This window comes from Ruegeria sp. BI11 (assembly GCF_056538005.1).
This window is the reverse complement of record NZ_JBQFSM010000002.1, coordinates 166,383-180,195: the sequence shown is the minus strand read 5'-3', so window position 1 is coordinate 180,195 and position 13,813 is coordinate 166,383. Positions and strand designations below refer to the sequence as shown.

Below are 13,813 nucleotides of genomic sequence, written 5' to 3'. Positions count from 1 at the left end.
CCGTGTTCAACGAATTTAGATCACGTAAGGTTGCTTCCAAGTCGAACGTGCTGACACTGGAACGACCCATTGACATTCCCGCCAAGTCCAAGGTGGCTCCTGATCCCGTGGACACCGACCTGCAGGCTCATCTGGAACTCAAAAGCCGCCTGCATGGTGAGCTTCTGGACCGGTTAAATCTTTCAGTAATCGATAAGGTCGAACGTTCGGAATTGAAACGCCAGATCGCATCTCTGGTAACCGGTCTGGTCGAAGCTGAAAACATGCATATGCGGTCCGAAGCTTTTACCGCGCTGGTTGACGAACTGATCCACGAAGTCATGGGATTGGGACCTTTGGAGCCACTGCTGGAAGACCCGACCATCAACGACATCCTCGTAAATTCGTATGACAGTGTTTACGTCGAGCGTTTCGGCTTGCTGGAGCATTCAAATGTAAGGTTTCGTGATGAGCGCCATCTGTTGAGAATTATTGACAAGATCGTCAGCAAGGTTGGTCGGCGCATTGACGAGTCTCAACCCTGGGTCGACGCCCGCTTGGAAGACGGCAGTCGTGTCAACGCGATCATCCGACCGTGTTCAGTCGATGGGCCCGCTTTGTCAATTCGCAAGTTTTCTCGTAACCCACTGACAATAAAAAAGCTTGTTGATCAGGAAAGCATGAATGATCAAGCGGCGAAACTCCTTGAGGCGCTTGTCGAAGCAAGATTGAATATTCTTATTTCAGGCGGCACCGGCACGGGTAAAACGACAATGCTGAACGCGGTGTCATCGTTTATCGACGGCAAGCAACGTATCGTTACCATCGAAGATGCTGCCGAATTACAGCTTCAGCAGAACCATGTCGTTCGCTTGGAAACCCGCCCTGCAAATGCGGAAGGGCAAGGTGTAATCACCCAACGTGATCTGGTCCGTAACGCCCTAAGAATGCGGCCCGACCGCATCATTGTGGGCGAGGTTCGTGGTTCTGAGTGTTTTGACATGCTTCAAGCCATGAACACGGGTCATGACGGGTCGATGACGACAGTTCACGCGAACTCGGCGCGTGATGCCTTAAGCCGGGTCGAGCAGATGGTTACAATGCTCGGCGCTGACTTACCTGTCAGAACCATCCGGTCGCAGATAGCTTCGGCGATACAGATCGTTCTCCAACTCAGCCGCCTTAGTGACGGCACCCGCAGAGTCGTCAGCATCTCGGAAATTACCGGCATGGAGGATGACACGATCACCATGCAGGACATTTTTGTTTTCAAACGACGTGGTAAATCCGAGGACGGACAGGTTTTGGGAGAGTTCCTACCTACGGGCATTCGTCCAAAATGCTTCGATCAGCTGATCGCCGCCGGGATCGACGTGGACACCAACATGTTTATTCGCGGGGCCATGTCGTCATGATTGACCTGCAACCAAACACCCTGAGCATTCTGTTCTACATTTCGATTTTTCTTGGAATCCTTCTTGCCTACGAAGGATTGCAGCAGCTTTTCCTACGCAAGGAGTCTATCAGTGAGGCCAGAAACCGCCGCATGAAGCTGATCCAAAGCGGGGCTTCGACCGATCAGGTTCTGCAACTCCTGCGTGATCCTGCAATGACGGCGCCCGGTGAAAAACCCGGCCTAATCGCCCGTTTTCGTCGTCTGCTTGTTCAGGCTGGATTAACGATCAGCCCAATCTGGATAGTCCTCGCTGCCACCTGTGTGGCCGTAGCGGTCTTTGTCGCGGTATCGCAGTTCCTCGCCCCGGAAATTGCCCTAGTTCTGAGTGCCGTTCTGAGCGCCGTTCTGCCGGTGCTGGTGCTGATCGCCATGAAGGATGCCCGATCCAAAAAACTGACGAAACAGTTGCCGGATGCATTGGATCTTATGGCCCGCGGCCTGAAAGTCGGACACCCCGTGGCGGTAACTGTTGGAAATGTGGCGACGGATCTTCCGGATCCGATTGGTTCTGAGTTTGGCATTATTCAAGACCAGATTAACTATGGCGACGACGTTGCAACAGCTTTTCAGGATTTCGCGAAACGCGTCGGAACAGAGGATGCGAACTATCTTGCCGTCAGCATCGGTATTCAGCACGGAACCGGTGGCAACCTTGCCCGTGTCCTCAGCATCCTGTCCCAGGTCATCCGAGACCGGCAAACCATGCAAAAAAAGATCAAGGCAATCTCTGCTGAGGGACGTCTTAGCAGCCTAATTCTCACGATCTTGCCGGTGTTTATCTACTTCACAATCGAGATGTCCACGCCCTCGTTCTACGGCGATGTCCGAAATGATCCGCTGTTTCCATATTTCGCGTGTGCGATCATCGGCCTGACAATTGCTCAAGGGCTTATCCTGCAGCGGCTTGTCAAATTTAAATTCTGAGTGGGAGCGGAATAATGGAATTTTTTCAAAACTTTCTGAACGGCCAAGACCTTCCACTTCAGTATCTTGTACTGGGCGGGATCGCCGTAAGTGTTTTCTTTGTAATCCTCGGAATCTCTGGCATGACCGCAACCGATGACACGGCCGCGCGCCGGATGCGAGTCGGATCGATTTCTCGGGGATACGGAGCAGATTTTGACCTCATCCAGGGGGATGACAGCGACCCTCATGGTCTGCTCAAAGCATTTGTGCCCTCGTCGAAACGCGAACGTTCCCGAATTGGTAGAATGTTAAAGCAGGCTGGTATTCAGCGCAGACATGCCATCAGATCGTTTTATTTGTTTCGTTTGGTTATGGGGTTTGTGCTGCCGACCGCTTTCGTTATGGCATTGGCGTTGCCGCTGGAAACTCAGGTTCAGCTAGGGATTGCCAATGTTTTGCAGGGCATCACCTGGGTGAACGCGCTGCAGATTGTCACCGGCTTGATGGTAGTTGGATTCTACGGCCCAGCCCTTTGGCTGCGGTACCGTATAAGAAAGCGCCGCCAGGCTATCGAACACAGCCTTCCGAATGCGCTGGACCTGTTGCAGGTTGCAATAGAGGCTGGGTTGGGATTTGACGCTGCAATGGTGCGAGTGTCGCACGAGATGGCACATGCGGCACCGGAGATTTCGCAAGAGTTCACGATACTCCAATTGGAACTGCAAGCAGGTAAGGAACGTGAGGCTGCCTTTATGGACATGGCGGAACGCGTCGGCATTGATGAGGTCAACTCTTTCGCCAACGCCTTACTGCAATCCAATCAATACGGTACCAGCATTTCTGCTTCACTACGCAGGTTTGCCACCGACATGCGCGTGGATCGCGAGCTTCGCGCGCAGGAGAAAGCCAACCGACTGCCAGTGCAGATGTCAGCCGTAATGGCCATGTGTATGATGCCCGTTCTTCTGCTGATCTGCCTTTCACCAATGGTGATCCGGTGGATAAACATGTTTGGGTGAGCGTTGGCTTTAGACTGGGAATTGAAGGAACGGTCTTGTCAGAAGAACTTTGCTTGAGCGGGGCAGGGCGGTTGCGTAGCTTTTGCATATGACCAAACCTGCCTCTTTCAAATACTTTAAGACCAGTCCCGAGATCTTCCGCCTTGCTTTGATGCTGTACATCCGTTTCCCGCTCTCGCTTCGGAATGTCGAAGATCTGCTTCATGAGCGAGGCATCGATGTAAGCCACGAAACTGTCCGGTACTGGTGGAACAGGTTCGGTCCGATGTTTGCATCAGAGATAAGGCGGAAGCGAGTCCAGCAACTGCGGGCATTTTCGAAATGGAAGTGGCACGTGGACGAAGTTTTTGTGAAGGTGAATGGCAAGAGACACTACCTCTGGCGGGCCGTCGATCAAGAAGGCGAGGTACTGGAAGCCGTTGTCACCAAACGTCGAAACAAAGCTGCAGCACTGAAATTCCTTAAGAAATTGATGAAGCGGCACGGCAAAGCGGAAACCGTCGTCACGGATCGCTTCGCCTCATACAGAGCCGCGCTCAGAGAGCTGGGCGCGCTCGAAACACAAAAGACGGGCAGGTGGCTCAACAACCGCGCTGAGAATTCGCACCTGCCTTTCAGACGAAGAGAACGCGCCATGCAACGTTTCAGGAGAATGCGAAGTTTGCAGAAATTCGCCTCCGTCCATTCCTCCGTCTACAACCACTTCAACCAGAAAAGACCGCTAACCAGCCGAGACACCTTCAAGCTGACGCGCACCGCCGCTCTTACCGAGTGGCGTCAACTTTATTCCGGATAAGTTCGCGGATTTGGCGGCAAACTGAGACTGTTTCGAATTCGTCTGACAGCACCATCAAGCGCATTCACGCAGGTCATGCGCGTGCGAAACCTCCGGAGCATCTCTCGTCTTATGAATGTTCCCTGCTGCGCGTTGGTTTCCTGAACCGACGGGATATGCAAGAGCGCGTCCGCGGCTGTATCCTACGTGTTGTTGAAGACGAACCCGAATATTGGCGCGGGTGGGCGCAATTGGCCGAGGCGCTGCTAACGGATGTGAAGCTTTTCACCGGGCTGTATCCGGGGACGCAGGACGAGAAAATCCAACGCGCGGAAGAGGCGGCGCGGAACGCAGTGTCCCTGAACCCGTATTCTGCCCGCGGTCACTTCCTTCTGGCGCTTGTGCTTCAGATTCAGCGCGATCTTGACGGGTTCTTCTCGTCCGCCGAAACAGCGCTTGCATTGGGGACAGATCGTTATTTGCAAGGGCAAATCGGTTATGAGTTTATTTGGTCCGGGCGTCTGGAATTGGGCGCTGCGCTTGTTGAGAATGCAATAGCGCTTGACCCAAATGCAGCAGACCCAAACTGGTATCAGGCGCTGGCCGAGTATCATTTCCTGAACGGAGATTATGAAACAGCACTGAGCACCTATCGCAAGGGGGCACAGCCGGACATCTGGTGGTCGGTCTCCATAGAGGTCGCAATTCTGGCTGAACTTGGTCCGCGCGACGCCGCCATTGCCGCGCGGGACAGGCTCAACAAGATTCGTCCGGGAATAAAAATTGCCGACGTTGTCTGGATGTATCGGCGCTTTGCGCGGCCGGATGAACACATCCTACCTTTCGTCGAAGCCTACAGAGCTGTGGACATGCCCGAGGGACGGTTTGCCCCATTACAGGAGGATAGTGCAGGCTGACCGACAGGAAGCGCTACGGCATAGAGTTGTGCCAAGTCTGGCACCGATTTTCATTCGGGCACACTTGCTATTCGTGCACCGCCTCTATTTCGTCGCCCATAGGGAAGCGACGACATCCTTTCGTGCGTCTGTTATTGTCGCACTGGGTTCTATCCTCGGGTGTTTTCCGGATGTCGATCACTGAATGGCTTAGGGAGCTTGGTCTAGACAGGTACGTCGCGGTCTTCGAGGAGAACGCGATAGACATCGACACGTTGCCTGAATTGACCGACGCGGATCTGGCCTCAATCGGTGTGCTGCTTGGTCACAGAAAAAAGATCCTCAAGGCCGTCAACGATGCCGCGGCAACAGCGGCCGAGGTGACTCCGGACCGTGCCGGAGCGGTTATTGGCCAAAGACGGCAGGTCACGGTGCTGTTCGCGGACCTGACAGGCTACACGCGGCTCTCAGCTCGTCTGGACCCGGAGGAAGCACACAAGCTTCTGAATAACTACTTCGCCGCCGTGGACGCGGTCGTCGAGAACTACGCAGGGAGGGTCGATAAGCACATCGGCGATTGTGTCATGGCCGTCTTCGGCGCACCGATCGCCCACTCCGATGATCCTGAACGGGCGCTGCGTGCAGCGTCTGAAATCCACGATGCGATCCGCAACCTGTCCGATAGACTGGGTCTCGATCTCAGCGCCCACGTCGGGATCGCCTCCGGTCAAGTTGTCGCCAACCGGACGGGCAGCGAGCAACATGTCGAGTACACGGTAACCGGCAATACCGTGAACTTGGCTTCCCGTCTTGACGACATAGCGGCACCTGAAGAGACGCTGGTGTCTGAAGCGGTCTACCGAGCGACCTCGCAGATTGCTGATTTTGCGTCACGAGGCGAGGCGTCGGTGCAGGGGTTCGATGCGGAAGTTCCGATTTGGGCCTTCAAGTGTTTCCGGGAATCGGAGCAAACGGATTACGCAACGCCGTTTGTTGGCCGCGCCGCTGAACTAAGCCAGCTCACGTCCATCACCGAATGCGTCCGAGCAGACGGGTCCGGACATATCGTGTTTCTGCGCGGCGAGGCTGGGATCGGCAAAACGCGACTGACCGAGGAATATATTGGGATCGCCGATGCACAGGGATTTGCAACTCACCGTCTGCACATTGTCGATTTTGGTGCTGCTCGTGGCCCACGCGTTCTGCGCGACCTAGCCTCGACCCTGTTGGGGCTACCGCTTCAGACAGATGCAGCAGAACGCCGCAAAGTGCTTGACCAGATTCTCATTGACGGGAGCATCGCCGCGGGTAATTTGATTTTCTTAAACGACCTGCTTGATCTTCCACAGCCTGATCACTTGCAGCGGATCTATTCCAAGATGCCGAGCGATGAACGGCTCGCCGGCATCGGCGTGACGCTTGGTGCGCTTATCGCAGCGCAGGCCGCAAAGGCACCACGGCTAATCGTGATGGAGGATGTGCACTGGGCGGAACAGGCAACGATTGACGTCCTCTCTGGACTGGCGGCGGACCTGTCCCATTGTCCGGCAATTCTTACGCTGACGAGCCGGATTGACGGGTGGACACTATCCCCTGATTTTGCCCGGTTCTTCCGAGGCTGCCCGATCACGTCGATCGAGTTGCAACCACTGCACGAGGCAGATGCGGTTCAGCTTGCCGAGGCCTTGGCCGATGGGCTTGCCATCGACCTCGGGCGACTAGTTGAGCGTTCGGACGGAAACCCACTCTTTCTCGAGCAGATGATGCGCAACCTATCCCACGTTCAGAGCACAGATTTGCCGGACACGATCCACGGCCTTGTACTGGCACGGATCGACCGGCTTCCGGTTCGGGATCGCGAGGCGATCATGGCGGCATCGGTCCTCGGCAATCGCTTTGAACTATCGACGCTTCGCGATCTGATAGGGAAACCTACCTACGAATGCGAAACACTCATCCGGCATCGGCTTGTCAGACTCGAGGGTGAGGAGCATCTGTTCGCCCATGCCCTGATCCGGGAAGGCGTCAATGCGTCGATTCTGCGCGACAGGCGACGCGAACTTCATCTGCGTGCAGCCGAGCACTATCGAACCCGCGATCTGATCTTGCATGCTCAGCACCTCGACTGCGCAGAGTCGCCTGAGGCTCCGGCCGCTGTCCTGGCGGCGGCGCAGGACCAAGCGGCGCGAGTCCGCTACGAAACCGCAATGCAACTCGCGGTGCGCGGAAGTGAGCTCTCAACAGGCCCAGAGCAATACGATCTGCAAATGCTGCTGGGCGATCTGTCGAGGCGCCTCGGCAAGACCGACCAGATGATCGAAGCATATCGCGCCGCCCATGATGCTACAGATAGCGGAGCAGAACGATCCAGGGCGCTCATCGGGGTCGCCGAGGCGCAACGCATCGCTGAGGCCTACGACGACGTGCTCGACACGCTTTCAAACGCGCTTCGCGAGGCGGACGACGCGCCTCTGCTGAATGAGCGCGCCCGGATTTGCCAGCTTCAGGCAGGCGTGCACTTCGTGCGCGGCGACACCGCGGCCAGTCTTGCCGAGAACCGCCGATCGCTGGATCTCGCCCGGCAAGCGGGGTCCCGTGAACTAGAGGCGCAGGCGCAGGGCAATCTGGGTGACGCCGAGTTTGCCGCAGCGCGGATGATCTCGGCCCACGCACGGTTCGATGATTGTGTTTCTCTTGGCTGTGAGCACGGCCTCGACGACGCGATTGCGGCAAATCTTGCGATGCGTGGTCAGACGTTGCTCTATCTCTGCCGTACAGAGGATGCCCTCGCGGACTGTGAGGAAGCACTGCAGCTGGCAAGATCGCACTTCAATCCGCGCGCCGAGGTGGTGGCCCTACTGGTCGGTATCTACACGCTGGAGCTCTTTGACATTGCGGCAACCAGGGACTGGGCGCTGAGCACCATCGATGCCGCAAAACGGATCGGCTCGGTAAATTTCGAAAATGTTGGCCGCGAGTATCTCGGCCGCGCGACTGCGCTCCAGGGCGACCATGCTAATGCAGAACGCTTGGTCGTGAGCGCGGTTGACGCATTTCGTCAATCAGAGTCCAGCATGCGCTTTCTCGGCGGGCGGGCGCTTGGCAGCCTCGCGCTCGTCACCCGTGACGGTGACCGTCAGCGAGAGATCCTGGCGGAGGGAGAGGAACTCGTCGTGCAAGGTGTCGGTGCACACAATCCGCTCTGGTTTTATCGTGACGCTATCGAGGTGTCCCTCGATCTCGGGGATTGGGACGAGGCCGACCGGTACGCCGAACAGCTAGAGATATACACCAGCGGCGAGCCTCTACCGTGGAGCCGGTTTTTCGGCGAACGTGGCCGCGCGCTCGCTCGCGACGGGCGCGGCGAGGATGTAAAGGCACGCCTCCGAACTTTACGCACCGAGGCGCTCGCGATAGGATTTACGCACGCCGCCGCGCGGATCGATGCATCCCTCTAAAACGCAGCCTTCCACTGCTCGGTATCGATGTACCATCGCTCCTCGACCACCAGGCCGTTGGTACCGAACCTGAACAAAACCGCACATTGTGAACCTCCCGGTAGCTTGTCCGAAGTGAACTCCACGATGTTCACGATCTCGTTGTCACCGGGGCAGTAGCGTAGATCCTTAATGTCGAAGCCGGGCGGCAGAGCCTCTCCAATCCCGTCCAGCGCAGCCCTGAATGCCGTGCGGCCTTGCAACACATCCTCCTGTCCGGGCAGCACGAAAACCATCTCTTCCGCGTAGAATCCGGCGAGCTTGTCCATGTCTCCCTCCGCAAGCGCCGCCCAGCTTGCCTTTAGGTCTTCCAGTTGCTTCTCTGCCGACATTGAAATGCTCCTTCCCTCAGAGCCGCTCTTCTGGCGCGCATGCTATCACGATTGGGTCTGGTCACGGAGGTCGCAAGTCTGGGCGCATACCTGCCGAATGGATAGTGATATAGACGGAATGAACGAATGGTTGAGAAGGAGCCGAGACCTATTGCCGCTTGAAAGCCGTCCGATGGCGGCATTGTCCGCGAGCTGAATATTCGTCGGCTCCCAGAACGTGCAGCTTGGAGCGAATGTCCGCAATGCGGGTTTGGGCGCAGAAATTCTGCATCTCGCCAAATGACTGGTATGGGCCGATGTTGTCAGCTCAGTCAGATAGGCCGAGGTAGATGGGCGCGTGTTCGCCAAAAGACAGATGACGAGTCTTTTCCGGATTGCGCACCACGTAAACAGCTGTAATCAAGTCGTATTCGATCTCCAAGGATGTTGTTTGCAAAATGCCGTCAGTTTCGTGGCTGAGGATCGATGGCAGATTGTTCAGGTGGCAGAATTGCCATTGTTGGTCAGGTTGATCAGAGTATTTACGCGCCAGTCCAGACAATAGCCGCATCACCTTGTCTCGGCCCAAAATCGGATTGAGTGTCGCCAGCACTTTGCCGCCGCCATCCGAAACAAATCGTACGTCTTGCGCAAGCAAATTGGTAAGAACGTCGGTGTCGCCGCTTTTGGCGGCCATAAAAAATGCCTTCGCGATAGCTTCGCCTTGTTGCGGCTCAACCTGCGTTCGAGGTTTGCTGCGCTGCACATGTTTCCGAGCTCGGCTGACAAGCTGGCGGCAGGATTCAGGTGTGCGTTCCAGTGCCCGTGCCAGCTCGTCATAGGATTGCTCGAACACATCGTGGAGTAGAAAGGCTGCCCGCTCGAGAGGCGTTAACCGCTCCAGCGCCAGCAGGAGTGCCACCGAGACGTCCCAATCCAGTCGCTCCGTGTCATCATCTGTGATCAGTGGTTCGGGCAACCACTCACCGGGATATGTGTCGCGCCGAGTACGCGCGGCCCGCATGTGATCGAGACATAATCGTGTGACCGTTCGGATCAGAAACCCCGTCGCGTCCCTCACACTGACATGATCAACTTTCTGCCAACGCAAAAATGCGTCCTGTACTACATCCTCTGCGTCACTTACGGTGCCCAGCATTCGATAGGCGACCGCAAACAAGCGCGGTCGCAGATCGACAAAAGTCTGGTCGTTGACGAGTGAAGTCATATGACTCATACGGCCTAGGCCTCCTTGGCGGTAGGATGTGGCGTTGCAAAGCCAATAGCAATGCGGTTCCAGGCATTGATCGTTGTCACCGCTAATGTCAGGGCGATCTTTTCCTGATCTGAAAACTGAACGGCCATCTCTTCATAGATGTGATCCGGTGCGCCATTCTGCTCGATGCGGGTCAGCGTTTCGGCCCAGGCAAGAGCGGCGCGTTCACGCTCGGAATAGAGAGATGATTCTCGCCAGGCATTCAACAAGTGAAGCCTGTCTTCACTTTCACCCTGCGCACGCGCGTCATGGGTGTGCATGTGGATGCAGAATGCGCAACCGTTGATCTGCGACACACGCAGTTTTACCAATTCGATGAGACTGTGCTCCAGGCTCGATGATTTGAGACATTCCTCCATATTTAGCATTGGCTGCATCAGCTGCGGGGCAACAGCGAAATGGTTGAGGCGGGATTTCATGTGGCGCTCCTGTTTTAGGGGTGTACAGAAACAGGACGCAGCAAGCATGGGGTTTGTGACATGGATGTGCAAAAAATCAGTTTTTATTTCGTACGAAGGTCAGTTGAATCTCAATCGAGCTGCGCAATGTTCTTAAGCATTTCGCGAATGTTTTACTCAAGCGATTACGCAGGCCGACTGGATCAAGCAATAAAACCTGTAGGGCTTCTGTCATTGAATGTAGATATTTGAAGTGTAGCCCTATTGCGCTCCCGGCCTCTGACGCGCACGTAACTTTGAACTCGCAGCGGTTGACCGCTAAGCCGGCTGCGACCACAGCATGTGCGGTACTTATTCAATGCCTCTTATGGGTCGTGACCAACAGAACCACTTCAATTCGAGCAAAATTTGTAAGGTGCTCCAATAAGGAAGGTGAGATGGCCTAAACGCAGGTAAATTGTTTAGCGTGATCGCATTGGTCAGTCTTCAATTCATTCGAACCCGCCGAAATCCGACGCCCCAATGTCGCAAATTCTAACAAGATGTGCGCTCTGACCGACAGTCTCACACCGCCAAACTTGGTTTCTTCCGCAGATCATCACGGATCTGGATTATTCCAAAGGAGGAGACCCATATGTCTGCGAATGAAGACAACATACGGCAGCCCGGCTTATTACTGGCCCTTTTGCCAATAGTGCTTACCCTGTGTGTGCTTGGGCTGCAGCTTTTCTATTTCGGGGACTTTACCCCGCATATACCACTGGCATTCGGGATCGCGATCACTGGCATCGTTGGCCTTCTGTTAGGGCACAAGTGGCCCAGCATCGAAGAAGGCGTGTTCCACGTAATTAATATCTCACTGCCGTCAGTGTCGATACTGATTACAGTGGGAATGATCATTGGTGTGTGGATAGCAAGCGGGACTGTGCCGACACTGATCTATTATGGTCTCAAGATTTTGTCGCCTGAACTTTTCCTGGCCGCAGGCATGGTCCTTTGCTCCATTGTCTCTGTTTCATTGGGCACCTCGTGGGGAACCACCGGCACAGTTGGTTTGGCGCTGATGGGGATCGGAGCCGGATTTGGTATTCCAATGTATTGGACGGCAGGGGCGGTGGTCTCTGGCGCGTTCTTCGGCGACAAGATCTCGCCTTTGTCGGATACAACCAACCTTGCCCCAGCCGTGACAGGGACAAACCTTTTCGATCACATTCGGAATATGCTTCCTACGACAGTTCCATCGATGTTGATTGCACTGGTGATTTACTTTGTCGTTGGTTTCACTCTGATTGATACGTCTCAGGTTTCGTTTGACCGAATTCACGCAATTACGACCGCGCTGGACGACGCGTTCTGGATTTCTCCGATCATGCTGTTTCCGGCGGTTCTGGTCATTGTGCTGGCCGTCATGAAACAACCTCCGATCCCGTCACTGTTTGCGGGCGCCGTAGCGGGCGGCATCATGGCTATCTTCTGTCAGGGGGCAGGGCTGCATGAGACGTTCACCTTCGCCAACAGCGGCTATTCGATTGATACAGGTGTTCCCGAGATCGATCCCCTGCTGAACCGCGGTGGAATCCAGTCGATGATGTGGACGATCTCTCTGGTGCTGCTGGCCCTGGGTTTCGGCGGAGCACTTGAACGCGTTGGGTGCCTACAGGCCATCATCAAAGTTGTCATCTCGAAGGTGAAAACGTTTGCTGGTATTCAAACCTCGGCCATTCTGACATCTGTCGCGACCAACACTGTTGCGGGTGATCCCTACCTGTCGATTGCTCTGCCGGGCCGGATGTATGCACCGGTCTATCGCGCGATGGGTTATTCCCCGCTGAACCTATCCCGGGCGGTAGAGGAAGGCGGAACACTGGTGTCCCCTCTGATCCCATGGAATGCCGGTGGGGCGTTCGTGATCACTGCACTTGGCTTGGGAATTGCGGACGGAAACTTCGAAAACCTGCTGTATATTCCACTCGCGTTTGCTTGCTGGCTGTCACCGGTGATCGGTATCTTCTATGCCATGACCGGGCTCTTTTCACCTAAAGCGAGCGAAGAAGAGATTCGCTCCTGGGAGGAAAGCGGCGAACCTGTTGCGCAGATGAGTGCCTGATCGTGCTGCACCAACACCAAATAAGGTGTTGGTGCCCTTCATCCGCCTTGGTCGATAGTAGGAGGAGAGCATATGGACCCTAGAAACTTTGTCCCAAAGGGTGCGGCCAGCTATCGCATAGACTATGATGGATCGGCCAAGGAGATTTATTTCCTGCTGCTGCCTAAGCTCACTATGCTAGCCTTTAGCGCTGCAGTGGAACCTCTGAGGATCGCCAATCAAGTTACAAACAAGGAACTGTATAAGTGGTTCCTGATTACCGAAGACGGAAATCCGGTTACCTGCTCGAATGGGATTGAAATTACACCGGATTATGCCCTGCGTAATCTACCGCGATCCTCGCGGCTGTTTGTTTGCTCGGGTATTGAACCGGCGGAAAGTACAAACTCTAAAGTCCTGTCGTGGATCAGCCGCCAAAGAACCTTTGGATGTAATCTGGGAGGTATCTGCACGGGCGCTTTCGCCCTTGCTAAGGCAGGAGTTCTGTCAGGTAAAAGATTCACATTGCATTGGGAAAACCACCCTGCTTTCATCGAACATTTTGATGACTTGGAGCCATCATCAAACCTATATGAGATCGACAATGAACTTATGACATGTGGCGGCGGAAATGCCGCGACCGACATGATGTTGGACATGATCGAATCCGATTTCGGAAATGATCTGGCGGTCATCGTTTCGGACATGTGCATCCACTTTCGGTCCAATAATAGTAAAACGCTTCAGAAATCAGCCTTTTCGGTGGCGTTGGGTAGTCGTAACCAGTACCTGATCAATGCGATGCAGATCATGCAGGAAAACCTGGAAGAGCCGTTAGATATCTCTGAAATAGCAGAAGCCGTGCAGATATCTCGTCGCCAGTTGGAGCGCCTTTTTCAAAAGTATGTCGAAACTTCGCCTGTACAGTTTTATATAGAACTGCGCGTTTCGAGGGCTTTCGCATTGCTTAGCGAAACCGAGATGGCGGTTGCGGAGATCGCGGCAGCCACAGGCTTTAGCAGCGCTACACAACTTACGGTACGATTCAAGAAACGCTACGGTGAAGCGCCGACTTCATTCAGAAGGGGGTGGTCTGAAAGACGTGAATAATTTGCGTCTGAACAGTCATAATTTGGGAAATCTGAACGTACCCCAGTACTTTCTCTGCAGCCAACCAAGGTCCGTTTTGGGAACGCTGCGATGCGGCACATCCA

11 protein-coding genes are annotated in these 13,813 nt (G+C 54.9%); 8 read left to right on the top strand and 3 right to left on the bottom strand.

The window, feature by feature from the left end:
* The first annotated feature begins 2 nt into the window (after positions 1–2).
* The 6 genes from ACR0DT_RS05680 to ACR0DT_RS05655 all read left to right on the top strand — a co-directional run bounded on the left by ACR0DT_RS05680 (position 3) and on the right by ACR0DT_RS05655 (position 8,489).
* Positions 3–1,394 (top strand): TadA family conjugal transfer-associated ATPase, encoded by a 1,392-nt coding sequence (locus ACR0DT_RS05680; RefSeq protein WP_480709823.1) that lies wholly within the window; start codon positions 3–5, stop codon positions 1,392–1,394.
* A complete protein-coding gene (locus tag ACR0DT_RS05675; protein WP_480709822.1) occupies positions 1,391–2,359 on the top strand; it encodes a type II secretion system F family protein in 969 nt (322 codons plus the stop codon). The genes ACR0DT_RS05680 and ACR0DT_RS05675 overlap by 4 nt, the downstream gene beginning before the upstream one ends.
* Before the next feature lie 14 nt (positions 2,360–2,373).
* Positions 2,374–3,360, top strand: a complete 987-nt coding sequence (locus ACR0DT_RS05670) for a type II secretion system F family protein (protein ID WP_480709821.1) — start codon at positions 2,374–2,376, stop codon at positions 3,358–3,360.
* Between the two features lie 88 nt (positions 3,361–3,448).
* Positions 3,449–4,156: an IS6 family transposase gene (locus tag ACR0DT_RS05665; protein ID WP_480709820.1), complete on the top strand. Its 708-nt coding sequence runs from the start codon at positions 3,449–3,451 to the stop codon at positions 4,154–4,156.
* Positions 4,157–4,311: 155 nt separating this feature from the next.
* On the top strand, positions 4,312–5,052 hold the full coding sequence (locus tag ACR0DT_RS05660) for a tetratricopeptide repeat protein (RefSeq protein WP_480709819.1): 741 nt from the start codon (positions 4,312–4,314) through the stop codon (positions 5,050–5,052).
* A 170-nt stretch (positions 5,053–5,222) separates the two neighbouring features.
* Entirely contained in the window at positions 5,223–8,489 is a 3,267-nt protein-coding gene (locus ACR0DT_RS05655; RefSeq protein ID WP_480709818.1) for an adenylate/guanylate cyclase domain-containing protein, read from the top strand.
* On the opposite strand, the gene ACR0DT_RS05650 is transcribed toward ACR0DT_RS05655, so the two are convergent.
* The 3 genes from ACR0DT_RS05650 to ACR0DT_RS05640 form a co-directional block, all read right to left on the bottom strand.
* On the bottom strand, positions 8,486–8,860 hold the full coding sequence (locus ACR0DT_RS05650; RefSeq protein WP_480709817.1) for a nuclear transport factor 2 family protein: 375 nt from the start codon (positions 8,858–8,860) through the stop codon (positions 8,486–8,488). The genes ACR0DT_RS05655 and ACR0DT_RS05650 overlap by 4 nt on opposite strands.
* A 307-nt stretch (positions 8,861–9,167) precedes the next feature.
* Positions 9,168–10,076: a sigma-70 family RNA polymerase sigma factor gene (locus ACR0DT_RS05645; protein ID WP_480709816.1), complete on the bottom strand. Its 909-nt coding sequence runs from the start codon at positions 10,074–10,076 to the stop codon at positions 9,168–9,170.
* Between the two features lie 5 nt (positions 10,077–10,081).
* The gene (locus ACR0DT_RS05640) at positions 10,082–10,534 is read right to left on the bottom strand and encodes a carboxymuconolactone decarboxylase family protein (protein ID WP_480709815.1); all 453 of its coding nucleotides are present in this window, start codon (positions 10,532–10,534) and stop codon (positions 10,082–10,084) included.
* A 613-nt stretch (positions 10,535–11,147) separates the two neighbouring features.
* On the opposite strand from ACR0DT_RS05640, the gene nhaC reads away from it, so the two are divergent.
* Positions 11,148–12,620: a Na+/H+ antiporter NhaC gene (nhaC, locus tag ACR0DT_RS05635; RefSeq protein WP_480709814.1), complete on the top strand. Its 1,473-nt coding sequence runs from the start codon at positions 11,148–11,150 to the stop codon at positions 12,618–12,620.
* A gap of 72 nt (positions 12,621–12,692) precedes the next feature.
* Positions 12,693–13,709: a GlxA family transcriptional regulator gene (locus ACR0DT_RS05630; RefSeq protein ID WP_480709813.1), complete on the top strand. Its 1,017-nt coding sequence runs from the start codon at positions 12,693–12,695 to the stop codon at positions 13,707–13,709.
* Positions 13,710–13,813: the final 104 nt, after the last annotated feature.

Bases quoted from the DNA above. Each gene is read 5' to 3' on its own strand.
- ACR0DT_RS05640 (WP_480709815.1), bottom strand. From the start codon at position 10,534: ATGAAATCCCGCCTCAACCATTTCGCTGTTGCCCCGCAGCTGATGCAG.
- ACR0DT_RS05655 (WP_480709818.1), top strand. From the start codon at position 5,223: ATGTCGATCACTGAATGGCTTAGGGAGCTTGGTCTAGACAGGTACGTC.
- nhaC (WP_480709814.1), top strand. From the start codon at position 11,148: ATGTCTGCGAATGAAGACAACATACGGCAGCCCGGCTTATTACTGGCC.
- ACR0DT_RS05670 (WP_480709821.1), top strand. From the start codon at position 2,374: ATGGAATTTTTTCAAAACTTTCTGAACGGCCAAGACCTTCCACTTCAG.
- ACR0DT_RS05660 (WP_480709819.1), top strand. From the start codon at position 4,312: ATGCAAGAGCGCGTCCGCGGCTGTATCCTACGTGTTGTTGAAGACGAA.
- ACR0DT_RS05675 (WP_480709822.1), top strand. From the start codon at position 1,391: ATGATTGACCTGCAACCAAACACCCTGAGCATTCTGTTCTACATTTCG.
- ACR0DT_RS05645 (WP_480709816.1), bottom strand. From the start codon at position 10,076: ATGAGTCATATGACTTCACTCGTCAACGACCAGACTTTTGTCGATCTG.
- ACR0DT_RS05650 (WP_480709817.1), bottom strand. From the start codon at position 8,860: ATGTCGGCAGAGAAGCAACTGGAAGACCTAAAGGCAAGCTGGGCGGCG.
- ACR0DT_RS05665 (WP_480709820.1), top strand. From the start codon at position 3,449: ATGACCAAACCTGCCTCTTTCAAATACTTTAAGACCAGTCCCGAGATC.
- ACR0DT_RS05630 (WP_480709813.1), top strand. From the start codon at position 12,693: ATGGACCCTAGAAACTTTGTCCCAAAGGGTGCGGCCAGCTATCGCATA.